Source organism: Streptococcus cristatus (assembly GCF_001588905.1).
Lineage (GTDB): Bacteria > Bacillota > Bacilli > Lactobacillales > Streptococcaceae > Streptococcus > Streptococcus cristatus_N.
Genome location: NZ_LAWH01000001.1, coordinates 1 through 24,127 on the forward strand (window position 1 = coordinate 1; position 24,127 = coordinate 24,127).

The 24,127-nt window shown below is 38.5% G+C and carries 24 protein-coding genes and 1 pseudogene; all 25 read left to right on the top strand.

Annotated elements, in window-relative coordinates; translation table 11 throughout:
- Positions 1-246 precede the first annotated feature (246 nt).
- The 25 genes and pseudogenes from A0765_RS10405 (at position 247) to comW (ending at position 24,044) form a co-directional block, all read left to right on the top strand.
- The gene (locus A0765_RS10405) at positions 247-393 is read left to right on the top strand and encodes a hypothetical protein (RefSeq protein ID WP_179856130.1); all 147 of its coding nucleotides are present in this window, start codon (positions 247-249) and stop codon (positions 391-393) included.
- 35 nt (positions 394-428) lie between these two features.
- The gene (locus A0765_RS00005) at positions 429-1,985 is read left to right on the top strand and encodes a hypothetical protein (RefSeq protein WP_062003901.1); all 1,557 of its coding nucleotides are present in this window, start codon (positions 429-431) and stop codon (positions 1,983-1,985) included.
- Positions 1,986-2,106: 121 nt separating this feature from the next.
- On the top strand, positions 2,107-4,302 hold the full coding sequence (nrdD, locus tag A0765_RS00010) for an anaerobic ribonucleoside-triphosphate reductase (RefSeq protein WP_062003903.1): 2,196 nt from the start codon (positions 2,107-2,109) through the stop codon (positions 4,300-4,302).
- A 1-nt stretch (position 4,303) separates the two neighbouring features.
- Positions 4,304-4,441, top strand: coding sequence for a hypothetical protein (locus A0765_RS10105; RefSeq protein ID WP_005592063.1), 138 nt, complete (start codon positions 4,304-4,306; stop codon positions 4,439-4,441).
- Positions 4,442-4,496: 55 nt separating this feature from the next.
- Complete coding sequence (locus tag A0765_RS00015) at positions 4,497-4,994, top strand: GNAT family N-acetyltransferase (protein WP_045500230.1); 498 nt, start codon at positions 4,497-4,499, stop codon at positions 4,992-4,994.
- Between the two features lie 9 nt (positions 4,995-5,003).
- Complete coding sequence (locus A0765_RS00020) at positions 5,004-5,510, top strand: GNAT family N-acetyltransferase (protein WP_062003905.1); 507 nt, start codon at positions 5,004-5,006, stop codon at positions 5,508-5,510.
- Positions 5,511-5,519: 9 nt separating this feature from the next.
- Complete coding sequence (locus tag A0765_RS00025; protein ID WP_045500233.1) at positions 5,520-6,065, top strand: GNAT family N-acetyltransferase; 546 nt, start codon at positions 5,520-5,522, stop codon at positions 6,063-6,065.
- Positions 6,031-6,630, top strand: coding sequence for an anaerobic ribonucleoside-triphosphate reductase activating protein (gene nrdG / locus A0765_RS00030; protein ID WP_015605938.1), 600 nt, complete (start codon positions 6,031-6,033; stop codon positions 6,628-6,630). Before A0765_RS00025 ends, nrdG begins: the two co-directional genes overlap by 35 nt.
- 330 nt (positions 6,631-6,960) lie before the next feature.
- Entirely contained in the window at positions 6,961-8,412 is a 1,452-nt protein-coding gene (gene cpsA / locus A0765_RS00040) for an LCP family glycopolymer transferase CpsA (protein ID WP_062003907.1), read from the top strand.
- A 3-nt stretch (positions 8,413-8,415) separates the two neighbouring features.
- On the top strand, positions 8,416-9,147 hold the full coding sequence (cps4B, locus tag A0765_RS00045; RefSeq protein ID WP_062003909.1) for a capsular polysaccharide biosynthesis protein Cps4B: 732 nt from the start codon (positions 8,416-8,418) through the stop codon (positions 9,145-9,147).
- 28 nt (positions 9,148-9,175) lie between these two features.
- The gene (locus A0765_RS00050; RefSeq protein ID WP_048791596.1) at positions 9,176-9,871 is read left to right on the top strand and encodes a CspC family polysaccharide chain length determinant protein; all 696 of its coding nucleotides are present in this window, start codon (positions 9,176-9,178) and stop codon (positions 9,869-9,871) included.
- A gap of 8 nt (positions 9,872-9,879) precedes the next feature.
- Positions 9,880-10,578, top strand: a complete 699-nt coding sequence (locus A0765_RS00055; RefSeq protein ID WP_045500246.1) for a tyrosine-protein kinase — start codon at positions 9,880-9,882, stop codon at positions 10,576-10,578.
- Positions 10,579-10,597: 19 nt separating this feature from the next.
- The gene (locus A0765_RS00060; protein ID WP_062003911.1) at positions 10,598-12,406 is read left to right on the top strand and encodes a polysaccharide biosynthesis protein; all 1,809 of its coding nucleotides are present in this window, start codon (positions 10,598-10,600) and stop codon (positions 12,404-12,406) included.
- Between the two features lie 13 nt (positions 12,407-12,419).
- Positions 12,420-13,022, top strand: coding sequence for a sugar transferase (locus A0765_RS00065; RefSeq protein WP_062003914.1), 603 nt, complete (start codon positions 12,420-12,422; stop codon positions 13,020-13,022).
- Positions 13,019-13,834, top strand: a complete 816-nt coding sequence (locus A0765_RS00070; RefSeq protein WP_142325610.1) for a glycosyltransferase family 2 protein — start codon at positions 13,019-13,021, stop codon at positions 13,832-13,834. The genes A0765_RS00065 and A0765_RS00070 overlap by 4 nt, the downstream gene beginning before the upstream one ends.
- Before the next feature lies 1 nt (position 13,835).
- Positions 13,836-14,783 (top strand): glycosyltransferase, encoded by a 948-nt coding sequence (locus A0765_RS00075; protein ID WP_062003916.1) that lies wholly within the window; start codon positions 13,836-13,838, stop codon positions 14,781-14,783.
- Between the two features lies 1 nt (position 14,784).
- Positions 14,785-15,705: a LicD family protein gene (locus tag A0765_RS00080; protein ID WP_061422060.1), complete on the top strand. Its 921-nt coding sequence runs from the start codon at positions 14,785-14,787 to the stop codon at positions 15,703-15,705.
- A 2-nt stretch (positions 15,706-15,707) separates the two neighbouring features.
- A complete protein-coding gene (locus A0765_RS00090) occupies positions 15,708-17,039 on the top strand; it encodes an O-antigen polymerase (protein WP_068981941.1) in 1,332 nt (443 codons plus the stop codon).
- Positions 17,040-17,060: 21 nt separating this feature from the next.
- On the top strand, positions 17,061-17,993 hold the full coding sequence (locus tag A0765_RS00095) for a capsular polysaccharide synthesis protein (protein WP_061422063.1): 933 nt from the start codon (positions 17,061-17,063) through the stop codon (positions 17,991-17,993).
- Positions 17,994-18,010: 17 nt separating this feature from the next.
- Positions 18,011-18,730, top strand: a complete 720-nt coding sequence (locus A0765_RS00100; RefSeq protein WP_061422064.1) for an IspD/TarI family cytidylyltransferase — start codon at positions 18,011-18,013, stop codon at positions 18,728-18,730.
- A complete protein-coding gene (locus A0765_RS00105; RefSeq protein WP_061422065.1) occupies positions 18,731-19,807 on the top strand; it encodes an NAD-dependent epimerase/dehydratase family protein in 1,077 nt (358 codons plus the stop codon).
- Positions 19,807-21,216 carry a lipopolysaccharide biosynthesis protein gene (locus tag A0765_RS00110; RefSeq protein WP_062003917.1) on the top strand — a complete coding sequence of 470 codons (1,410 nt, stop codon included), beginning with the start codon at positions 19,807-19,809 and terminating at the stop codon, positions 21,214-21,216. The genes A0765_RS00105 and A0765_RS00110 overlap by 1 nt, the downstream gene beginning before the upstream one ends.
- A 155-nt stretch (positions 21,217-21,371) precedes the next feature.
- Positions 21,372-22,234 (top strand): annotated as a pseudogene (locus A0765_RS00115) (IS982 family transposase).
- Between the two features lie 252 nt (positions 22,235-22,486).
- Positions 22,487-23,509, top strand: a complete 1,023-nt coding sequence (galE, locus tag A0765_RS00120; RefSeq protein ID WP_062003919.1) for a UDP-glucose 4-epimerase GalE — start codon at positions 22,487-22,489, stop codon at positions 23,507-23,509.
- A 307-nt stretch (positions 23,510-23,816) separates the two neighbouring features.
- Complete coding sequence (gene comW, locus A0765_RS00125; RefSeq protein WP_062003921.1) at positions 23,817-24,044, top strand: sigma(X)-activator ComW; 228 nt, start codon at positions 23,817-23,819, stop codon at positions 24,042-24,044.
- The last annotated feature ends 83 nt before the right edge of the window (positions 24,045-24,127 follow it).

Sequence of the window (24,127 nt, forward strand, 5' to 3'; positions counted from 1 at the left end):
CACCTCCGCACAGTTGAGTAGGGCTGTAAAAGCTGATGAAATCAGCGTAGTAGAGCCCACTCAACCACTGCGTCTTGCTTGACAATCCAAAGACAATTGAGAGGCTAGGACTTTTGTTCCAGCCTCTTTTTTCTGTCTCTTGCTGAGCAGATTTGCTGGAGAAGCTATAAATGACACTTTCTTGGGATGCTCGCCTTTATTTTACGAATAGTAAGTAGTGGACAGAGAATCAAAGGAGGATTATAGATGGAAATAGCAAAAATAATTTATCGGCTTCCTTGTCCAGAAGAGCGGCTAGTTTACTTGAAATTCCGCGATTTGGAGCGCTTGGCAAAGAAGAAACAGGAGAAGAAAGGGAGCCAAGATAAGGCTGACAGAAAGAGTGCTTTTTGATATACTATAGAGTATGGAAATCAAGGAGAACTTTTATGAACGATAGAAATCAGCAGGAAAACGTGGAAATTTTAGTATCTATGTCCGCAGAAACCTGGCAAAATACGAGTGAGAGACGGCGGTTAGAGAAAATAATCGAGCCGCTTCCTTCCTTACAACTATTTTTTTGGAGCGTTTTGGTCAGTTTGACCAGTGTCATCAATCCTCTACTAACCAACTTAGCCACCAATTTGCAATCGCAAAATCTATATGCTGGCTGGGCCTTGACTCAGGGAGAAGTTGCCTATGCAAATATTTATGGAACTAGCGGTCTTCTCTACTACTTGGTAAGCTGGTTGGGGAATTTATTTTTGGGTCAGCTATTGTTTTTACTTTTCCAAGTAGTGGCTTTGACCTTGGCAGGAATATATCTCTTCCAGACAATTTCACAAATAACGGTTAGAAGTGGTCTAGCTCGCCAGATTACAATTCTGTTCTATTTGTTTGTGCTGACACTGGGATTTGGCGGAACCTATTCTATTATTTTTACTTTTCCATTTATCTTTCGGAGTTTGTACCATCTCGTGAAGTACTTACAAGGACGTGTCCGTGATGAGTCTTTTATTCGTTTTGGGATGGTTGGAGCCTTGGCTTTTCTAATCGAGCCAGCTTTTAGTCTGCTCTTTTACTCATTGACGACGCTGTTTTTGCTTCTGTACAATATCGCTGACAAGCGAAAAGCGCGTGGCTTTTATCAATTGCTGGCAAGTCTATTAGGTTTTTCTCTAGTCTTTTATCCACTGGGCTACTATACAGTTTTGAATGGTTCCTTTGGTGTGGCGATTAGCCAAGTTACTTATGTTCTAGAGGCTTTTCGTCTCAATAGCAGCTATTTATTAGATCATTTGCTCTATTATGGTTTGCTTTTCCTAGGATTAGGTTTTGCGACAGCGTTGATGACGGCTTTTGCTCTCAAAGAAGAACCAACTGCTGCGCGTGGTATGCGCTTCATTGGTTTGCTAGGTCTTCCTATCAGCTTTATTGGAGTTCTAGGCCTGCCAGAGAAGGGCGCTTATCAATTGTTGACAACTCTGCCTTTTGCCTTGCTGTTACTGGCCTTGTGGCTGGATACAGGTGGAGACAGGGATGGACATGAAAGACGCCACCGTAAGCCTACCCAGACTTCTAGCTGGAATCGTTACTTGGGCAAGCAACTCTTTCTGCCTTTGCTTGCGATGCTTTATCTCGTAGCTTATCCATTTGTAAATGAGTATATTCTATCCAACGGAGTTTCAGCAGAGAGAAATCTGGCTGCCCAACATATTCGTGAAAACAGCACTAGCAAGGATAGCATTTATGCTTGGGACAGTACAGCTAGCCTCTATAAAAAAGCGCAGCGTTTATCCGCTGTTTCTCTACTGAGTCCGTCGCTTTACACAGGAACGGAGGAAAATCGCATTTTCTTGCGTAATGCTTTAAACGAAGCGAGTCCAAAGTTTATTTTAGTCAATAAAGATGTGAAACTCTTTTCGGATGTGAAAAAGAAAATTTCTCAAGATTATGAAGAAGTGAGCCTAAAACTCAATCACTTCAAGCTTTATCAAATCAAATAATTAAATCAATATGTTGTGTGTAAAATAAAAAAATAACAATTTTACCACAACATATTGATTTTTTATTTTGGAGTGATATAATGTTTGGTAGATGATTAATTGAGAAGAGGAAGTGTTTGTGATGATTTTAAGAGAAGCAAAATTTGATACAGCGCCTACCATCTACGTTGAGAAGCGAGACGGCCGGAGAGTAGCTTTTGATGTGACTAAGATCTATAAGGCTATGGTACGAGCGGCTCAGGAAGTCGGTCCGCTGAATCCGATGCTGGAAGCCAAGCTAGAAGCTATCACAGACCGTATTGTGGCAGAAATCAGCAGTCGCTTCGCTAAGTACGTCAAAATCTATGAGATTCAGAACATCGTTGAGCATGAGCTTTTGAATGCTAAGGAATATGCCATTGCAGAGAACTACATCACTTACCGCACCCAACGGGATTTTGAGCGCTCAAAAGCGACTGATATCAACTTTACCATCGACAAGCTCCTCAACAAAGATCGTACGGTGGTTAATGAGAATGCCAATAAGGACAGCGATGTTTTCAATACCCAACGGGATTTGACGGCTGGGATTGTCGGCAAATCCATCGGCCTTAAGATGCTGCCGCCTCATGTGGCCAATGCCCACCAAAAGGGGGACATCCACTACCATGATTTGGACTACAGCCCTTATACGCCAATGACGAACTGCTGTCTGATTGACTTTGACGGCATGCTGAAAAATGGCTTTAAGATTGGCAATGCAGAAGTAGAGAGTCCCAAGTCTATTCAGACTGCAACGGCTCAAATCTCGCAAATCATTGCCAATGTAGCTTCCAGCCAGTATGGTGGCTGTTCGGCCGATCGAATTGACCAAGTCTTGGCGCCCTATGCTGAGCTTAATTACCAAAAGCATCTCAAGGATGCTGAGCAATGGGTTTTGCCGGATAAGTGGGAAGAGTACGCCTGGGCGAAGACCAAGAAGGACATCTACGATGCCATGCAGTCGCTAGAGTATGAGATCAATACTCTCTTTACCTCTAACGGTCAGACTCCTTTTACTTCGCTGGGCTTTGGTCTGGGAACCAATCGTTTTGAGCGGGAAATTCAGAAGGCCATTCTCAATATCCGTATCAAGGGATTGGGAAGCGAGCACCGCACAGCGATTTTCCCTAAGCTGATTTTCACCCTTAAGCGTGGGCTCAATCTCGAGCCGGGAACGCCTAACTACGACATCAAAGAACTGGCTCTGGAGTGTGCCACTAAGCGTATGTATCCAGATGTGCTTTCCTATGACAAGATTATCGACTTAACTGGATCGTTCAAGGTACCGATGGGCTGCCGTTCTTTCCTGCAAGGCTGGAAGGATGAAAACGGTCAGGAAGTCAATTCCGGTCGTATGAATCTAGGTGTCGTTACTGTCAATCTACCGCGGATTGCACTTGAATCCGAGGGAGATTTGGATAAATTCCGGGAAATCTTTAACGAGCGGATGAATATCGCTGAAGATGCTTTGGTTTATCGAGTGGAGCGGACCAAGGAAGCCAGTCCAGCCAATGCACCGATTCTTTATCAGTATGGGGCTTTTGGCCAACGTCTGGGCAAGTATGATCAGGTAGACCAGCTCTTTACTCACCGTCGGGCAACGGTTTCCCTAGGTTATATCGGGCTCTATGAAGTGGCAGCAGTCTTTTACGGCGGTAATTGGGAGACCAATCCTGAAGCCAAGGACTTTACGGTGGCTATTGTCAAAGATATGAAGCGTCGGGTGGAAGAATGGTCAGAGCAGTACGACTATCACTTCTCTGTTTACTCGACACCATCTGAAAGCCTGACCGACCGCTTCTGCCGTTTGGATACAGAGAAGTTTGGGGTCGTTCCGGATATTACTGACAAGGAATACTATACGAACTCCTTCCACTACGATGTGCGCAAGAATCCAACGCCCTTTGAAAAGCTGGACTTTGAGAAGATTTACCCTGAAGTGGGAGCCTCAGGCGGCTTTATCCACTACTGTGAATATCCTGTGCTGCAGCAAAATCCCAAGGCTCTGGAAGCTGTCTGGGACTATGCCTATGACCGAGTCGGCTATCTGGGAACCAATACACCGATTGACCGCTGTTATAAGTGTAACTTTGAGGGAGATTTCACGCCAACCGAGCGGGGCTTCACCTGTCCAAACTGTGGCAACAGCGATCCCAAGACGGTCGACGTGGTCAAGCGGACCTGCGGTTACTTAGGAAATCCGCAAGCCCGTCCAATGGTCAACGGCCGCCACAAGGAAATATCAGCTCGGGTCAAGCACATGAATGGCTCGACTATTAAGTATGAGGGAGATTAAGATGGGAAAGTATCAATTGGACGACAAAGGAAAGGCTCAGGTGCAGCGTTTCCACGAAAAACATTCGCGGGGAGGCAATGGCAAAAAAGAGCGACTAGCCAAACTGCGTCAGCAATTTTTAGAAAAAAACAAGAAATAATAGAAGTCAGAGTGGGGCGCAAGGCGGTCTCACTCTCTTCGTATCAGGAGGCACTATGGAGCTAAGACGACCGAAACTAGAAGACAAGGAAAAGATTTTAGAGATGCTGGCTGACTTTGAAGCAGCTGGTAGCCGACAGGACGGCTTCTTTGGAGGAGCGGATTTTGTTTATGAGGACTGGCTGGAGACCATTCAGCTAGCTGAGGCAGGTCTAGGCTTGCCGCAAGGTTTTGTGCCTTACATCCAACTGGTCTCTTTTGCTGCGGATGGTCAGGCTGTGGGTTTTCTCAATCTGCGCTTACGGCTCAATGACCATTTGCTCCAAGAAGGCGGGCATATCGGTTATAGTATCCGTCCCTCTGCGCGTGGGAAAGGATTGGCAAAAGAGCAGTTGCGACAAGGCTTGCAAGTAGCCAAAAGTAAAAATATCAAACGTGCTTTAGTGACTTGCGATAGTGACAATGCTGCCAGTCGAGCAGTGATTTTGGCTAATGGCGGAGCTTTAGAGGATATTCGAGCTGGTAAAGAGCGTTATTGGATTGATTTAGATTGAGGATAGTTTATGAAGTTACGACGACCAACTTTGGAAGATAAAGATGCGATTTTAGAGATGATTGCGGAGTTCGATGCAGCAAAATCCTATATGCACGGTGGCATGGGCTCAACTTGGAAGCGAGCAAAGGATTATGAGGATTGGTTGCGAATTGTAGAGCAGCAGGAGGATGCTGAGAATCTGCCAGCAGGTTGGGTTCCCGCCATCCAATTTTTATCCTTTGATGAGACTGGCTTGCCTCTGGGTTTTTTAGCTCTGCGCTTGTCTTTGAATGACAAATTATTTGTGGAGGGCGGGCATATTGGCTATTCTATCCGGCCTAGTCAACGCAGAAAGGGATTGGCTAAGTTGCAGCTAGAGCTCGGGCTAGCAGAGGCTCGCAAGCAAGGATTGGAACGAGTGCTGATTACCTGCGATGAAGACAACGAAGCCAGCCGACGCACCATTCTCTCTGCTGGCGGTGTTTACGAAAATACAATCGACAGAAGTCAGCGCTACTGGATTGATGTCAATTAAGGAGGGAACATGGATCTAAGACGACCAACTTTGGAAGATAAAGACGCAATTTTAGAGATGATTGCTGAGTTCGATGCTGCAAAATCCTATATGCACGGTGGCATGGGCTCTGCTTGGAAGCAAGCAAAGGATTATGAGGATTGGTTGCGAATTGTAGAGCAGCAGGAGGATGCTGCCAACCTACCAGTAGGCTGGGTTCCTGCCATCAAATTTTTATCCTTTGATGAGACAGGCTTGCCTCTGGGCTTTTTAGCCCTGCGCTTGTCCTTGAATGACAAATTATTTGTGGAGGGTGGGCATATTGGCTATTCTATCCGGCCTAGTCAACGCAGAAAGGGATTGGCTAAGTTGCAGCTAGAGCTAGGACTAGCAGAGGCTCGAAAACAAGGATTGGAACGAGTGCTGATTACCTGCGATGAAGACAACGAAGCCAGCCGACGCACCATTCTCTCTGCTGGCGGTGTTTACGAAAATACAATCGACAGAAGTCAGCGCTACTGGATAGATTTGGAGGATGACGATGAACAATCCCAAACCTCAAGAATGGAAAAGTGAGGAGCTGAGCAAGGGACGCATCATTGACTATAAGGCCTTTAACTTTGTGGATGGCGAAGGCGTCCGCAATTCCCTCTATGTCAGTGGCTGTATGTTTCACTGTGAGGGCTGCTATAATGCAGCAACTTGGTCCTTCAACGCTGGCATTCCTTATACCCAAGAGTTGGAGGAGCAGATTATGAAAGACTTGGCGGAGCCCTATGTGCAGGGGCTGACCCTCCTAGGCGGTGAGCCTTTTCTCAATACAGGCATCCTCCTGCCCTTGGTCAAGCGGATTCGGAGAGAGCTGCCGGACAAGGATATCTGGTCTTGGACGGGCTACACTTGGGAAGAGATGATGTTGGAAACGGAGGACAAGCTGGAGCTGCTGAGTCTGATTGACATCTTGGTGGACGGCCGTTTTGATATCACGAAGAAAAATCTCATGCTACAATTTCGTGGTTCTTCCAATCAGCGCATCATTGATGTGCAGAAGTCCCTTCAGTCTGGCCAGGTAGTCATCTGGGACAAGCTCAATGATGGTTTGCAGGCCTATGAGCAAGTGGATCGAGATGGCTTGTTATAATCGTCTAGATTGGAGCAAAACTTTCAGTATAAAAATAGGACATTTTGTTCAACGTTGTCTACAATTTTTAAAGATGCTTACTTATGATGAAAGTGGCTCTCAGAGTTCATGAGCCAAGCTCTATTTTCCTTATCAGAAAAGGCGGTGCCAATGCCTTGGTATCGCTTTATTTTTCTGTGTTTTGGCTTGAATTCGATTTCAAAGTTGAAGTCGTTGACAAAAGAATAGGATTTTTTTACAATTATGTAATATTCTTAAGAATTTCTTAAAAAGCCATGTTTTTATGCTATAATAGACTAGAGTAATTTCGCACAGAAAGTAGTAAGGTGAATGTATCAGAGAGCAAAAAAGTCTAAAAAGAAAAACGATCGATTAAAAATAGTGAATAGCACCCTCTTGGGTGTTTATACTTTGTTAGCAGCCTTCTTGATTTTCACAATTTTCCGCTATCATTTTCTAGCTTTTCGCTATGTGAATATCTTAGTGACAGTCCTCATCCTAGCAGTGGCAGTCCTATTAGGATTCCTGATTTTCAAGGGTAAGGCAGGAAAGACCACCAGTGCTATTCTAATAGTAGCCCTGCTTGTGGGGTCAGTGTCTATGTATGCTGTAAAGGGTTTAGTCGACTTGTCGGCTGGCGTTAATTCCACTTCTAACTACTCTGAGTATGAAATGAGTATCGTGGTGCCGGCAGATAGTGATGTTAAGAACCTCAAGCAGTTGACAAATGTCTTAGCACCATCAGGCAATGACCAAGACAATGTCCAAGCGCTGATGAAAAATATCAGTCAGACACAAGGGCATGAGCTAACAGTGGATACAGCATCTTCTTATCTCGCTGCCTATAAATCGTTAACTTCTGGTGAAGTCAAGGCTATGGTCTTGAATAGTGTCTTTGAAGATACGATTCGTGGCGAAGATCCTGACTATGCTTCAAAAATTAAAAAAATCTATACTTATAAGATAAGCAAGAAGATTGATACAGCTATTGGCAAGCAAGATCCAAATGCAGAGGTCTTCAATATCTATGTCAGTGGTATTGACACTTATGGCCCGATTTCTTCTGTGTCACGCTCGGATGTCAACATTATCATGACAGTCAATCGTAAGACCAAGAAAGTCTTGCTGACAACCACACCACGAGATGCCTATGTTCCAATTGCGGACGGTGGCCTTAATCAGCCGGATAAGCTGACTCATGCGGGTATTTACGGCGTAGATGCTTCAGTTCACACCTTGGAAAACCTCTACGGTATTGATTTGAATTATTATGTCCGGCTAAATTTCACTTCCTTCCTCAAGTTGATTGACTTGCTGGGTGGGATTGATATTGAGAACGACCAAGAGTTTACTGTAGGAAATACTCATTATCCTATTGGTAATATTTCATTAAATTCTGAACAAGCGTTGACTTTCGTCCGTGAACGTTATTCTCTAAATGGCGGAGATAATGATCGTGGTAAGAACCAAGAAAAAGTCATTGCAGCAGTCATTAAAAAGCTGACTTCAACAGATGCATTGAAGAATTACAACGCCATTCTTTCAGGATTGCAGGATTCTGTCCAGACCGATATGAGCTTGGAAACAATGATGAATCTGATCAATACTCAGCTGGAGTCAGGCGGAAGTTATAATGTGACTTCTCAGGCCTTGACTGGAACTGGAAATACAGGTCTGCCTTCCCACGCGATGCCAGAAGCCAATCTCTACATGATGGAAATTGATCAAAATAGTTTGGCAGCTGCCAAAGCAGCGATTCAGGAAGTAATGGAAGGGAAGTAAAGCATGATTGATATTCACTCGCATATCATTTTTGATGTGGATGACGGTCCTAAGACACTAGAGGATAGCCGACGTCTGCTCGAAGAAAGCTATCGTCAGGGCGTTCGCACCATTATTTCTACTTCTCATCGCCGAAAGGGCATGTTTGAAACGCCTGAAGAAAAAATTGCAGCAAACTTTAAGCAAGTGCAGGAGTTGGCCAAGCAAGTTGCTGACGATTTGACCGTGCTATATGGAGCGGAGATTTACTATACTAGTGATATTTTGAAAAAGCTAGAAGAGGGGACATTTCCCGGTCTAGGTGGCACTAAGTATGTCTTGATCGAGTTTAGTATGAATACACCCTACAAGGATATTCACTCAGCCTTGGGCAATGTCATTCGCCTCGGTATGATTCCGGTAGTGGCACATATTGAGCGCTATCACTGTCTGGAAAATGACGAAGACAGGGTCAGCGAATTGATCAATATGGGCTGCTATATGCAGGTCAATAGTTCAAATGTTTTGAAACCAAAGCTTTTTGGTGATCGTTACAAATTTATGAAAAAGCGTGTTCAGTTCTTTCTAGAACGGGACTTAGTTCATTTCGTTGCCAGCGATATGCACAATCTCGATGACAGACCGCCTTATATGCAAAAGGCCTATCAGATTGTCGCGAAAAAATATGGCGCTGAGCGTGCGGAAGAACTCTTTAAGACAAACCAAGAAATCTTATTAAGTAACGAGTTTATTTAATCAATCAAACTCTGGAGAAAGTAAATACATGAATCAAGAAAATCAAATGATCGAAATCGATGTGTTGTCTCTGTTGAAGACAATTTGGAAACAGAAATTTTTAATTATCTTAACTGCCTTATTGACAGGTATTCTAGCCCTAGGTTATAGCGTTTTTATTGCTAAGCCTGCTTATAAGAGCACGACGCGTATCTACGTTGTCAATCGTCAGCAGGGCGAAAATCCTACCTTGACAAACCAAGACTTGCAGGCTGGTTCTTATCTGGTAAAGGACTACAAGGAAATCATCCTGTCACAAGATGTTTTGGCATCCGTCATTTCAGAATTGAAATTGTCAGGTTCACCATCTGACTTGGCATCTAAGGTGACGGTGACTGTACCGACAGATACTCGGATTGTGTCTATTACGGTTACGCATGCGGATCCAGCAGAAGCAAGCCGTATTGCCAATACTTTGCGCGAAGTTGCTGCTGAGAAAATCATCGCTGTTACCAAGGTATCCGACGTTACAACGCTGGAAGAAGCAGAAACGCCAAAAACACCGTCTTCTCCAAACATCCGTCGCAATACTATCATTGGAGTGCTTGCGGGTGGTGTCTTGATGGTCCTTGTAGTAGTGAGCGTGGAAATCCTTGATGACCGTGTCAAGAAGCCAGAAGATATCGAAGAAACCCTAGGAATGACCCTGCTTGGTGTCATCCCAGATATGAGTAAGGTAGGTTAGGAGATACAATGCCAATACTAGAGTTAGCAAAAAAGAAAAAACTTTCTATTTCACGGGTAGAGGAGTATTACAATGCCCTTCGGACCAATATCCAACTTAGCGGTGAAGATATCAAGGTGATTGCTGTTAGTTCTACCTTCCCAGGTGAGGGAAAGACGACAACTTCAACCAATCTTGCCCTGACCTTTGCCAAGGCGGGTCATAAGACACTTTTGATTGATGCAGATATCCGAAATTCAAAAATGCTAGGTGGAGTCTTTAAGAGCGGTGAGAAGGTTTCTGGCTTGACAGAGTATCTTGCGAGAAATACAGACCTATCTCAAGGACTGTGTGAAACGGATGAGGAAAATCTCTTCGTCATCACCTCAGGACAAGCGTCACCTAATCCAACGGCTCTTCTCCAGAGTGAACGATTTACCACTATGATGAGCGTCTTGCGCCGTCATTACGACTATATTATTGTGGATACGCCGCCTATTGGTATGGTGGTAGACGCAACCTTGATTGCCAAAGTTTGCGATGCTAGCCTTTTAGTCGTATCGACAAATGAAGTCAAACGGAAAATGGTTCAGAAATCTAAAATGCAGTTGGAACAATCATCCACACCATTCCTTGGCGTGGTCTTAAATAAATACAATGTCCAAGCAGACAAATATGGTTTCTATGGTTCCTATGGACACTATGGGGATAATTTGAGTAAAGAATAGAAAAAAATAAAGGGATATTATGGAATTAACACGATCACAAAAAAGAATTATTCTGATGATAGCAGATGCTGTTTTAATATATTTTAGTGGTTTTGTGGCATACTTCTTTTTATCTGAATATGTTTTGCTGTCAGATTTGAGTTTTGTACAAACCTTAACAATGACAGTAGTGCTCTATTTTTTAATTGGAATCAAAACGAAACTTTTTTCGATTATCAATCGTTACACGGACTATAAAACTCTCAGCACGATCAGTCTAACCTTGGTAGGTGCTTACTTTATTGTTTTCTTAGTAGAACTTGCGCTATCCTTGCATACAAGCTATCGTTTTTTATTGCTTAGTTGCATGTTCTCTGTTTTATTTACTATGTCCATGCGTCTTGGCTGGAGAATGTGGTTTAGTTTTAAAAACGGAACAACCTATACAGAGGTTGAAGAAAGCAAAGTAAGTAGAACGCTGGTTGTCGGAGCAGGGGATGGTGGAAGCCTATTTATTAAAACGGCTTTAAAAGAGTCACCTGAGTTAAAGATTGTTGCTGTTGTAGATAGTGATACCAGTAAGCAAGGCTCGTTTTTGCACGGTGTCAAAGTTGTTGGTACGGATAAGCAAATCCCTGAAATTGTAGCAAATTATGAGATAAGTCAAATTGTCCTAGCAATTCCTTCTCTAAAACCAGATGAGTATGAACGACTTTTTTCTCTTTGTAAAAAGACAGGTGCTAAAGTTAGTGCCATGCCAAAATATGAAGAAGTGGTTACAGGAAAGCTAAAAGTACATAAATTACGGGAAATTGATATTGCTGATTTATTGGGAAGAAAAGAAGTTAGACTTGATCAAACGAGTTTGCAATCCAATATTGATGGTAAGACAATTTTGGTGACAGGAGCAGGAGGCTCAATTGGTTCAGAGCTTTGTCGTCAGATTGCTCGTTTTTCTCCCGCTAGATTGCTACTTTTAGGTCATGGAGAAAATTCTATCTATTTGATTCATAAAGAATTACTTGCTCAATATGGAGATAAAGTCGAAATTGTGCCTCTTATCGCGGATATACAAGATCGAGAACGGATATTCCATATTATGCGTGAGTATCAACCTGATCGTGTTTACCATGCGGCAGCTCATAAGCATGTCCCACTGATGGAATACAACCCAACTGAAGCAGTAAAAAACAATATTTATGGAACTAAAAATGTGGCTGAAGCTGCGAAAGCAGCTGGAGTTGCTAAATTTGTAATGGTTTCTACAGATAAGGCTGTGAATCCTCCAAATGTCATGGGAGCTACAAAACGTGTGGCTGAAATGATTGTTACGAGTTTGAATGAGGAAGGGAAGACCTTGTTTGCAGCGGTTCGCTTTGGGAATGTTTTAGGCAGTCGAGGTAGTGTAGTGCCTTTGTTCAAGGAGCAAATTGCGAACGGTGGTCCAATTACCGTCACAGATTTCCGAATGACACGGTATTTCATGACTATTCCTGAAGCAAGTCGTCTTGTTATTCAAGCGGGTGCGCTAATGCATGGTGGAGAAGTTTTCGTGTTAGATATGGGTGAGCCAGTTAAGATTTTAGATTTAGCTAAAAAAATGATTACCTTGAGCGGTCATACGGAAGAGGAAATCCAAATTGTAGAAGCTGGAATTCGCCCAGGAGAGAAATTATATGAGGAATTGCTCTCTACTGAAGAGCGAGTTGATGAACAAATCTATGAAAAAATATTTGTAGGAAATGTTCAAGCTTTACCTAATTCAGAAGTAACAGCTTTCATTGATTCTATTTCCAAATTAGATGGAGCAGAATTGAAAGCTAAATTAATAAAATTTGCGCAACAGTAGGGGGAGATAAAGTATGTATAAATTTATTAAACGCATTCTTGATATTATTTTGTCCTTGAGCGGCATGATTGTATTATCACCTCTATTTCTTGTTCTGATTATAGCCATAAAGTTAGATTCAAAGGGACCAGTACTTTTTAAACAAAAACGTATAGGATTACATAAAAAACACTTTTTTATTTTAAAGTTTAGAACGATGCGGATTGACACACCTAAAGACACTCCCACTCATTTATTAGAAAATCCTGAACAATGGATTACGAAGGTTGGGAAATTCATGCGCAAAACATCTCTTGATGAATTACCGCAAATTTGGAATATTTTTGTTGGAGACATGAGCATCATCGGCCCTCGGCCTGCCCTTTGGAATCAATATGATTTGATTGAGGAACGTGATAGGTATGGTGCTAATGATGTGTTACCAGGATTGACTGGTTGGGCACAGATTAATGGTCGTGATGAACTACCAATCAAACAAAAAGCTGAACTTGATGGCTACTATGTAAAAAACGTATCCTTTGCTCTAGATTGTCGCTGTTTCTTTGGAACGATTCTAAGTGTTTTAAAAAGTGACGGTGTTGTTGAAGGAGGACCAAGACAGAAAGGGAAGAAATGAATTTTTCAGTACTAATGTCAGTATATGAGAAAGAAACACCAGAATATCTTCAGGCTGCTTTAGATAGTATTTTAGTAAATCAAACAATAATGCCAACTGAAGTGGTAGTAGTTGAAGATGGACCGCTTAATGATGGGCTTTACGATATTTTGGAAGAGTTCAGAAAAAAGTTTCCTTGTTTAAAGACAGTCCCTCTTAGAAAAAATGTCGGTCTAGGTGATGCATTGAATGAAGGTTTGAAACATTGTAGTTATGAGTGGGTGGCTCGTATGGACTCTGATGATATAGCCGTAGATACGCGGTTTGAGTCTCAATTGACCTTTATTAAGCATAATCCGGATATAGATTTACTTGGGGGAAACATTACTGAGTTTTTAAACTCTCCGTTAGAGGTTGTTTCAGAAAAAAAGGTTCCTCAATCGCATGATGAAATTGTTCATATGGCTAAGAGACGAAATCCTATGTGTCATATGACAGTGATGTTTAGAAAGCCCAGTGTTGAGAAAGCAGGAGGTTATTTACCGCTTCCATATGTTGAGGATTATTATCTTTGGGTACGTATGATTGCTACAGGAGCTAGACTAGCAAATATTTCTGAGACTCTTGTTTATGCTCGTGTGGGGAATGGGATGTATAATCGAAGAGGGAATAAAGAACAGATAGCAAGTTGGAATATATTAAATAAGTTTATGCTTACAAATGGTCTGGTTAATAAAAGAGATGCTTTTTTAAATCAAATTTATATTAGAATTTTTGTATATATGCCATCTGGTGTGAAAAAATTTATTTATGAAAAGATATTAAGGAAATAATATGATTACAGTATTGATGGCAACTTATAATGGAGAGAAATTTATAGAGCAACAGCTATATTCGATTCGTAGCCAAACACTTCCTGCAGATAGAGTTATTATTTTGGATGATTGTTCGACGGATAAAACGTTTGATATTGTTAATAGATTTATTCAAAAATATAATTTAGTTGCATGGGAAATTTACCAAAATGAATCCAATCAGGGGCACTATAGAACTTTTATCAATCTAACCAAAATGGTAGATAAGGGCTATACTTTCTTCTCTGATCAGGATGATATTTGGGATGATTGTAAAATTGAGTCAATGATGAAGGAATTTTATAATTCACAGATTTCAATGGTATTCTGTAAATCAAGGTATATCAATGAGACTGGTGAGGTTATTAAAGAATTGAATACAACTAGCAAGTCTAGAATTTATCCAGTAAAAAAAATACTTCAATCATGGCCGTCAGGGTATCAAACAGTATTTCGTTCAGAGGTACTGAAAACTATTATTGAAAATAAATATTTTGAATACCCTTGTTTTCAGTTTCATGATGTATTATTTGGTATGCTTTCTTGCTTATTCGGAGAGGTTGTTGAATTGGACACAATTCTAGACAGCCATCGCTTACACCTAAGTAATGTCACACTCTCTTCCAAAAGTTCATCTTTTCATAATTCATTAGAGGAACGACTAAACTATTATACAAAAATGTATAAAAGATATGAGGTTGTAACAAATCTCTCTACAGAAATTGAGAATTATGAAGTTAAAGAAGTAGCTGAGAACTATGGTAAATTATATAAAGCAAGAGCAGAATTTATAGAAAAGCGGACCTTTAAGTCAATTAGAGAGATGTATAAATTAAAACAATTTTATAATGGTTTTCGAGCATTTTTCAGTGATATTATATATTCATTAAGATTGCAGAGGCTGTTTGCTAAAATAATGAGGAGATAAAATGAGAGGGACATCTAAAATTGAGTGGGAATTAGCGCGTGATGATTGTTTTAAAGGGATGTATCAAACTATTTCTGAAACTCAATTAAAAAAATTACAAGAAGCGTATTTGTCCATGCTTGTTGATTTTGAGAAAGAGTGTGAGAACTATGGTTTGACATTCTATATGGTTGCTGGTACATTAATTGGTTCCCTTCGTCATAAGGGCTACATTCCTTGGGATGATGATATTGATTTGGTTATGTTCCGAGAAGAATATGAACGGTTAACATATTTGTTTGCGGAGAGCAAAAATTTTCAATTAATTTCACCTAAAAATGAAAAAAGTAACATTTTTAAATATACTAAAATTCAAAGCAAGTTTCTAACTTATTTTGATGTTTTGGGAGAAGGATTTAGTAAGAAAAAATATCTATATTTGGATATGTTGCCGATTGATTTTGTACCAGAAAATAACTTGGTCAGAAAAATTAAAGGGAGTCTTTTTCGTTTAGTGGATCTATCCTATAGTAGTTCTAGATGTTATAAAAAATATACACCACACCTCCATTATTTATCGAAATACTCAGATGAGTTAAGGGAAAATTTACTAATTAGAAAAATTGTTGGTTTGCCAGCAATTTTAATAGGACCACGAAATCTATATAAACTAATGGAAAAATTTTTGAAGTCTAATAAAAAAACCTCAAAAATTACTATTGCATACGGAGTTAAGGGTTATTTAGGAGAGGTTTTAGATTACGATGTTTTTTATCCTGCACGAAAGTACCCATTTGAAGGGAAGGAATTTTATGGACCCAATAGAGCTGATGAGTATTTAGCAAATCGATATGGTGACTATATGACGTTGCCACCTAAATCAGAGCAAGGTGAACGACATGTTCGGTTGAGAGATGATTGGGAAGAGAGTGTAGAGAGATAACGATGGCTATTTTATTAAGTCTAATGATATCGCTTATATTGTATTTTTATTTTTTACTAATACGAAAAGATTTATCTAATCCAGGTATTATCAATTTAGTTATTTGGTTATTTGCTTCATTAGGAACGATACACTTTGTAAATAAGTGGGGATCTCCTCTTAGCTTTGTAACATTATTAATCTTAGTAGTAGGGTTAATAATGTTTTCCGCAGGTGTGTCCCTCTCAAATTCATTTGTAAAAACTTCCAGCAAAAAAAGTTTTAGAAGTTTACCTCTAGTACCGATGTTTTTTTTCATTATTGTATTTATATTTTTCATTTTTGCCTATAGAATTTTATCAGTTGATGCTTTTAGGGTTTCTGTTTATTACTCCCAGATATCTGGTAAGCCTGTAAGTTCTAATTTATTTACTGCAATTGAGCGTGCGAGGTATATGATTACCAACTATGATTATTCTTTTTCAAAAGGAACAGCTAATATTCTTAGAGCCAATTACTCTCTAGGTATTTTGACGTTTACTTACTATTGTCAAGAGTATTTTTATGGGAAGAACCTTATTCAAAAATTTTTATTTTTATTAATTGCTTTAGCCTCGCTGTTTATTTCTCTTCTATCTACAGGTAGGACAGAATTACTAGGACTTGTTTCGGGCTATTTTGTAATTTTTATCTTATATTATTCCCGAAAATATATATGGTCAGGGGTCGAATCATCTAGTAAGCTACTCAAAATTATTCTATTGTATGGTTTAGGGGCAATTGCATTATTTCTTGTTGTAGGGGATGTTGTTTTAAATAGGCTAGGGAGTAGTCCATTAGATAATTTATCTAAGTATATTGGATCTCCGATAGCTGGATTAGATTATTTTATTAAGAATCAAAATTACTATCTAGAAAATAGATATTTTGGAGAAAATACTTTTATAGCTATTTATGGGACATTAAAAACTTTAGGAATTTTTCCTGAGCAATTATCACCATTTTTACCTATAATTAATTTTTATGGAACTACTAGTAATGTTTATACAGCTTACTATGTTTTTATAAAGGATTTTGGTTATAGTGTAGCAATTCTTGTTCAATTCTTTTATGGTATATTCTTTGGAACAATGTACTATATCATTAAAAAAAATCTGTTCTCTCCATTTTTGATAATGATTTATGGGTTATTATCATATGGGATGGTGATCATGTTTTTTCAAGAAGCATTCATTACCTTGTTGACGACACATATCGTACGTTTGATGTTTTTGTTAGTGTGGTTAGCCTTGATAAAGATATTATCTATATTTAAACTGGGCGTGCATATCAATATATTACGCAATCGTATCTAAGTATATTAGGAATATAGCAGAATGAATTTAATAAAAAAAATATATAAGAGTGGTAGAATTAGGCAATTACTTCACAATAGACTAGTTTTCTTTACATTTTTTCAGCTACTTCTTCAGCCTAAAACCGAGAAGTCATTGGAGATTTTACAAGTTTCCATTGATCAAAAGATTATGAGAAAGCTTCGTAAAAAATATAGAGCAGATATTGAATACTTCAAGAATAATGTAGAACAATTTAAACAAGAAGGACAAGATAATCGATTTGTATGGGTGTTATGGTATCAAGGGATAGAAAATGCTCCTGTTTTGGTTAAAAACTGTTTTGAATCTTTAAAGAGTAATCTACCTGAGGATAGAACTTTAGTAGCGTTAGATGAAACTAATTTGTCCAACTATATAGAGTTACCGACGTTTATCACTGAGAAATATGCAGAAGGTAAAATTTCTCATGCTCATTTTTCAGATATTGTCCGTATAGAGCTACTCTCGAAATATGGGGGAACTTGGGTAGATGCGACAGTTTTCATGAGTTCGCCGATTATTCATGACTACTTCTTTGATTCTGATTTATTTCTATTTCAAGAGTTACGTCCCAATACATTTGCTCATAGTAAAAGAATATCTAGTTGGTTTATGACATCGAACCCAAATAATGAAATTATATTATTAACGAGATATCTGTTGCGTAGGTATTGGGAGAAGAATAATAACTTGATGGATTACTTTCTTTTGCATAATTTTTTTGAACTTGCTATCGAAACCTATCCTGAAATTTGGGATGAGGTTGTTCCTTATAGCAATTCACACCCACATATTTTACAATTTAAGTTATTTGATGAGTACAATGACAAGCATTGGAAAGAATTATCGAGTCTAATAGAAGTTCATAAATTAACATATAAGTATGAACAAAAGGATTACAAGGGAACGTATCTCACTAATGTGGTTCTCTAACAGCACAAGGAGGGTATATGGTAGTTTCAGCACTTATTTTTGCAGGTGGTTCTGGCTCACGGATGAAGACAACGACAAAGCCAAAGCAATTTTTAGAGCTATATGGCAAACCTATCATCATTCACACGATTGAACATTTTGAAAATCATCCAATGATTGATCAGATTGTAATTGTTTGCATTGAGGGATGGATTGATTATTTAGAAAACCTGTTGTTGAAGTTTCATATTAAAAAAGTTGTAAAAATTGTTTCTGGAGGTACAACAGGACAGATGTCTATCTTCCATGGATTAGCTGCGATGTCAGATAATATTCAACCAGAAGATATTATCCTTATCCATGATGGTGTTCGTCCTTTGATTGATGCAGATATTATTACAAATAATATAGACTGTGTGCGTAAACATCGTACTGCAATCACCGTTAAACCTGTAATTGAGACGGTCATTCAGGTCAATGCAGAAAATGCTATTACAAATGTTGTAGATCGCGATTCTTGTCAAACAGCAGTAGCACCTCAAAGTTTCTTTCTTTCAGATATTTATTCGTTACATTTAAAAGCACAAGAAGATGGGTTGATAGATATGACGGATTCAGCTACCTTGGTACGCTACTATGGCTTGGAGTTATTTACTGTAATGGGAGGTCCAGAAAATATAAAAATCACGACGCCATCCGACTTTTATATTTTTAAGGCTATTTACGAAGCACGAGAAAATCAACAAATATTTGGATAAATGATGAATAATAGAATAATACAAGCTGATATTGAAGAACTGGTATTGACGAGTCCAATTTTAAAGGAATTTCAAAAAGGAACTATTCTTGTAACAGGTGCAACAGGATTACTAGGTAATCAAGTAATTCGTACTTTGCTTGAACATAATAAAAGAAATCAAGCAACAGTGACTGTTGTAGCTTTGGTTAGAAATAAAGAAAAAGCAGAGAAATTATTTAGTGATGTTCTAAATATGTCCCATTTTAAGTTACATGTTGCGGATATACAAACTCCTATCGAAATCACAGAAACTATTGATTATATTATCCATGGTGCAAGTGTAACCGACTCATCTTCTTTTGTGACATATCCAGTTGATACCATCAAAACTGCAATCGACGGAACGAAAAATCTCTTAGATTTAGCAGTAGAGAAAAAGGTAAAGGGTTTCTTATATCTTTCTTCTTTGGAAGTATATGGTTTTCCTGATCCTCATCGGGGAATGGTGTCAGAGGAGGATTATGGCTACTTGGATCCTTTAAGTGTTAGAAGCAGCTATTCAGAAGGAAAACGGATGGTTGAGTGTCTATGCGTGGCTTATTTAGAACAGTACGGTGTCCCGATTAAAATAGCCAGATTGACACAAACCTTTGGCTCAGGAGTTTCTTATAGTGATAATCGTGTCTTTGCTCAATTTGCACGTTCTATTCTTGAAGGAAAGAATATTGTTTTAAAAACAACTGGAGAGACAGTGCGCAGCTATTGCTATACATCGGATGCTGTTCATGCTTTATTCTATATCTTACTAAAAGGTGATCATGGGCAGGCTTATAATGTTGCTAATAAAATGACTGCTATTTCCATTCGAGATATGGCAGAGCTTGTTATTACAAACTTTTCTCAAGGGAAATCAAAATTAGTATTTGATATTGCAGAAAATCCTGAAAAATTAGGATATAATCCCGTTATGAAAATCGAGTTGGATACAAACAAATTAGAAAGACTAGGATGGAAGCCCAAAGTAGGAATGGAAGACATGTACAATCGATTGATTAAAAGTATGCGAATTGATCGTAAAAAAATTGAGGAGAAATAATGCCTTCAAAACTAAAAACTATTGTAACCAATTTCTCATATGTCATCATTTCCAATCTTTTAACGGTACTTGTCTCTTCTATTGTTGTTTTGATTTTGCCAAAAATCATGGGAGTAGAAGAGTATGGATATTGGCAACTTTATATTTTTTATCTAGCTTATGTTGGATTTCTACATTTTGGCTGGGTTGATGGTATCTACTTAAGATACGGTGGCTTGGAGTATGACGAATTAGATAAAGAAACCTTTTTTTCTCAATTTCTGTTATTGTTAATCTATTTAACAATTATTGCTATCATTTTACTGGTGGGAATTCCTTTATTTGTGAAAGATAGCAATTCTCAGTTTGTATACAATCTCTTAGTATTAACTATGTGGGTTACGAATCTTCGATTTTTGTTTATCTATATTTTACAAATGACAAATCGCTTAAAAGAAAGTTCCTATATTATTAGCAGTGATCGGTTACTATATTTATTGTTGCTGCTGGTATTTATTTTATTAGGGGCGAGAAATTTCCAGATGATGGTCTATGCAGACTTCCTAGGAAGATTGTTTTCTTTAGGATATGGGATATATCTATGCAGAGATATTGTTCTCAATTCTTTGTCTAATTTTAAGTGGGCCCTTTCTGAAGTATTTTTAAATATTGGCGTTGGAATTAATTTGATGCTTTCGAATATTGCTAGTATGTTAATTATTGGTACGGTTCGGATTGGAATTCAGAGAGTTTGGGATATTGCTACTTTCGGGAAAGTATCATTGACACTTAGCATCTCTAACTTGATGATGACGTTTATCAATGCAATTGGCCTTGTAATTTTTCCACTATTGAAACGTACGAAGAGGGAAAATCTTCCAAAAATTTATGATGGTTTGCGTAACAGTTTGATGTTGCTAATGTTTGGAGTTTTGCTTATTTATTATCCTTTACGACTTGTTTTGAATAAATGGTTACCTGCTTATCATGATTCATTGATTTTTATGGCTCTAATTTTTCCAATGTCAGTATATGAAGGGAAAATGGCTCTGCTGATTAATACTTATCTAAAAGCTTTACGTATGGAAAAGACAATTTTTCGAGTAAATTTATTTGTGATGTGCTGTAGTTTTATTTCAACATTTATTACAGCGTTTTGGTTGAAAAATTTGACATTAACAGTGCTCTCTATTGTATTTTTATTGGCATTGAGAAGTATTATGGCAGAGTTAATCTTGTCTAAAAAAATTACGATTAGTGTTAAAAAAGATATTAGTACTGAGTTAATGATGACATTTATCTTTATTACAGTTAGTTGGTTTTTACCTGTTCCCTTAGGCTTTACGGTGTATTTTATCGTGTATCTTATCTACTTTGTCAAAAAATATACTAACATAAAAGACTTTAAAAAAATTATTATAGATTTGTAGGTGGAATAATGAAGAAACATTTGCTTGCTAAAAGTTGGATAAATGTTTAATATTGATTTATTTTAAGAACCCGTGGTGCTAGTTAAATTCAAACTACAAGAAAAAGCCCAAAAGGACTATACTGTAAGTGACGAAACAAACAGGAGGTCGTCCAAATGAGCTACTTACAGTATACCGCTAAATCCCATCATTTGCAATGGAATATGAAGCAATTATCAACTATTTGTCATCATTTTTATTGCCATTATTGTCCTGATTCATTGAAACATCGTCGGAATGTCAGCTTGTCAAAAGTTTCGGATGAATCTCTATTAGTCTTATTGGTATTGCAAGCTGAACTAGGAATCAAATCGCAGCGCCGTTTTCACCGAATCTGTCAATTATTTTTCTGTGGTCAAATGCTGGAAAGAAGTCGCTTCAATCGTAGATCAAAGCAATTGATCTGGTTAGTACAACTGATTCGTCAGGCTATGAATGACCAAATCTCCCCCAATGCGATTGCCATCGTTCATAGTTTTCCTTTACCACTTTGTCAGCCTGTTCGCAATTTCCGAAGTACCATTTTTGAAGAGACGGCAGATATTGGTTATAATGCCTCTAAAAATTTATGGTTCTATGGTTTCAAAGTCAACATGCTGGTTACTTTTTCTGGCTATATTCTAAACTATGTTGTCACGCCAGCATCTGTTCATGATATCCAAGTCGTGGATGAATTACTGGAAGGATGCCAACAATCTATGATTTTAGCAGACTTAGACTACCTCAGTAAGGAATTGAAGAACGCTTGGAACAGAAAGGCTATCACTTATGGACACCTTGGCGACAAAATATGGATGGTGCAAGGGAGCACAATGACTGGAGACTACTAGCTTTGAGGCGAACTATTGAAACTCGCTTTTCTGAGTTATGTACCCTATTTGATATTGAACATACTTTAGCAAGAGGCTTGTCTGGCTTACAATTGAGATTAGAGCAAATTATATTGGCCTACAATCTGAGATATTTTGAATTTAACTAGCACCACGGGTTAATATTAAATATTTTTATCATCCCCCATGACAATGAGACTGATGAATTAAATCAATACACTTTATAAATTTTATACCGAAAACTGTTGCCTTTTCAGAATAATTCTATCTGATCGCAAGAGGATGAAAGGGAGAAGTGTCATGTTTAAGGAGAGATTATCAATTTTTAATTTCTTTTGGTTCTCTTAGCAAAAAAGTAGTATAATAATTTTTAGTAATTTATAGGAGTATAAATAGAACGAATGACACAAATTTTAGTTACAGGTGGTGCAGGTTATATCGGTAGTCACACAGTAGTGGAGTTACTAGCAAATGGCTATGAAGTTGTAATTGTAGATGATTTTTCAAACAGTTCTCCAGAGGTGCTAGAGAGATTGAAAGCGATTACTGGAGCAGAGATACCTTCTTATCAAGGTTCTATTGCAGACAAAAAGTTTATGAGTCAGGTATTTGAGGAAAATCATATTGATGCAGTGATTCATTTTGCGGCATATAAGGCAGTTGGTGAGTCTGTACAAGAACCGCTAAAGTATTATGACAACAATGTCGGTGGGACTATAGCCCTTCTCAATGTGATGAAGAAATATGATGTAAAGCATATTATTTTTAGTTCTAGTGCCACAGTTTATGGAATGAATAATATTTCACCATTGACAGAGGATTTGCCGACTTCAGCGACAAACCCTTATGGATATACGAAGTTAATGATGGAGCAAATTTTAACAGATGTTGCTGCTGCAAATCCATATTGGTCTGTGACGAATCTTCGTTATTTTAATCCTATTGGAGCTCATGAGTCAGGTTTAATTGGGGAGTATCCAAATGGAATCCCTAATAATCTTATGCCCTCTATCACTCAGGTTGCAGTTGGTAGATTGCAGGAACTTAGTATTTTTGGTGATGATTATGATACACATGATGGTACAGGTGTGCGAGACTATATTCATGTGTTAGATTTAGCAAAGGACCATGTTTTAGCTGTGAAGCATAATTTAGAACATAAGGGAACCGCTGTTTTCAACCTTGGAACTGGAACTGGCTATAGCGTTTTGGATATGGTTAAGGCTTTTGAATGTGAAAATGGAGTCAAGATTCCTTATGTAATCAAGGAACGTCGTCCTGGAGATGTGGCTACTTGTTATGCAGATCCTAATAAGGCATATCTTGTCTTAAGATGGAAAGCTGGAAAAAATCTACAGGATATGGTACGGGACTCATGGAGATGGCAAAGACTAAATCCAAATGGTTATGAAGTAAAAAAGTAGAGTGAGAGGTTAGGTTGTCTAATAAGTCATTCTTATTTCAAGTTATGAGTTAGAGCGATTGTATTTCTTATCGCCCCTAAAATATTAGCTACTTCTAAATTTCAACATAGTAAAGGATTTAATCGTAAATGATTATCCAAAAGGTTACTCCCCCAACCCCCAAAATGTCAAAAATATTCCCTGAAATGTCATTTTCTAGTGACTAACCTTACCTTTTGGCTCTTAAATGAGACAAGTTAAGATTCTTGTCCCAAAACCTCTTCTTTTTGCGATAAACTAGTGTTAAAGCAAAAAGATTGGAGTTATAATGGAAATTCAAGAAATTTATAATCAATTCAGAGACTACTATGGGGAGCTTGAGGTTGAGTATGCTCATTGTCAAAAGGCTAGCATAGAGTGGGAAAGCCTGCATCTGCGTTATCTGATTTACTATTTGATGCGCTATGGTATTGGGGAGATGAAGTTTTTTAATGCCTATCATTATCGGGCGGCTTATCGCTGGTATTTACTGTCCTTGATGCTGAGATCAGCTTGATATTTAGAGAGTGGGACAGAAATCGGTAATTCGTTAGAATTCGATTTCATCGTCCCACCTCCGCACAGTTGAGTAGGGCTGTA

Excerpts from the sequence above, each read along its gene's own strand:
- A0765_RS00075 (WP_062003916.1), top strand. The coding sequence starts at position 13,836 with ATGATTACAGTATTGATGGCAACTTATAATGGAGAGAAATTTATAGAG.
- A0765_RS00020 (WP_062003905.1), top strand. The coding sequence starts at position 5,004 with ATGAAGTTACGACGACCAACTTTGGAAGATAAAGATGCGATTTTAGAG.
- cpsA (WP_062003907.1), top strand. The coding sequence starts at position 6,961 with ATGTATCAGAGAGCAAAAAAGTCTAAAAAGAAAAACGATCGATTAAAA.
- A0765_RS00105 (WP_061422065.1), top strand. The coding sequence starts at position 18,731 with ATGATGAATAATAGAATAATACAAGCTGATATTGAAGAACTGGTATTG.
- A0765_RS00050 (WP_048791596.1), top strand. The coding sequence starts at position 9,176 with ATGAATCAAGAAAATCAAATGATCGAAATCGATGTGTTGTCTCTGTTG.
- A0765_RS00080 (WP_061422060.1), top strand. The coding sequence starts at position 14,785 with ATGAGAGGGACATCTAAAATTGAGTGGGAATTAGCGCGTGATGATTGT.
- A0765_RS10405 (WP_179856130.1), top strand. The coding sequence starts at position 247 with ATGGAAATAGCAAAAATAATTTATCGGCTTCCTTGTCCAGAAGAGCGG.
- A0765_RS00065 (WP_062003914.1), top strand. The coding sequence starts at position 12,420 with ATGTATAAATTTATTAAACGCATTCTTGATATTATTTTGTCCTTGAGC.
- A0765_RS00090 (WP_068981941.1), top strand. The coding sequence starts at position 15,708 with ATGGCTATTTTATTAAGTCTAATGATATCGCTTATATTGTATTTTTAT.
- A0765_RS00110 (WP_062003917.1), top strand. The coding sequence starts at position 19,807 with ATGCCTTCAAAACTAAAAACTATTGTAACCAATTTCTCATATGTCATC.
- A0765_RS00070 (WP_142325610.1), top strand. The coding sequence starts at position 13,019 with ATGAATTTTTCAGTACTAATGTCAGTATATGAGAAAGAAACACCAGAA.
- nrdG (WP_015605938.1), top strand. The coding sequence starts at position 6,031 with ATGAACAATCCCAAACCTCAAGAATGGAAAAGTGAGGAGCTGAGCAAG.
- A0765_RS00005 (WP_062003901.1), top strand. The coding sequence starts at position 429 with ATGAACGATAGAAATCAGCAGGAAAACGTGGAAATTTTAGTATCTATG.
- comW (WP_062003921.1), top strand. The coding sequence starts at position 23,817 with ATGGAAATTCAAGAAATTTATAATCAATTCAGAGACTACTATGGGGAG.
- A0765_RS10105 (WP_005592063.1), top strand. The coding sequence starts at position 4,304 with ATGGGAAAGTATCAATTGGACGACAAAGGAAAGGCTCAGGTGCAGCGT.
- A0765_RS00060 (WP_062003911.1), top strand. The coding sequence starts at position 10,598 with ATGGAATTAACACGATCACAAAAAAGAATTATTCTGATGATAGCAGAT.
- A0765_RS00015 (WP_045500230.1), top strand. The coding sequence starts at position 4,497 with ATGGAGCTAAGACGACCGAAACTAGAAGACAAGGAAAAGATTTTAGAG.
- cps4B (WP_062003909.1), top strand. The coding sequence starts at position 8,416 with ATGATTGATATTCACTCGCATATCATTTTTGATGTGGATGACGGTCCT.
- A0765_RS00055 (WP_045500246.1), top strand. The coding sequence starts at position 9,880 with ATGCCAATACTAGAGTTAGCAAAAAAGAAAAAACTTTCTATTTCACGG.
- A0765_RS00025 (WP_045500233.1), top strand. The coding sequence starts at position 5,520 with ATGGATCTAAGACGACCAACTTTGGAAGATAAAGACGCAATTTTAGAG.
- nrdD (WP_062003903.1), top strand. The coding sequence starts at position 2,107 with ATGATTTTAAGAGAAGCAAAATTTGATACAGCGCCTACCATCTACGTT.
- galE (WP_062003919.1), top strand. The coding sequence starts at position 22,487 with ATGACACAAATTTTAGTTACAGGTGGTGCAGGTTATATCGGTAGTCAC.
- A0765_RS00095 (WP_061422063.1), top strand. The coding sequence starts at position 17,061 with ATGAATTTAATAAAAAAAATATATAAGAGTGGTAGAATTAGGCAATTA.
- A0765_RS00100 (WP_061422064.1), top strand. The coding sequence starts at position 18,011 with ATGGTAGTTTCAGCACTTATTTTTGCAGGTGGTTCTGGCTCACGGATG.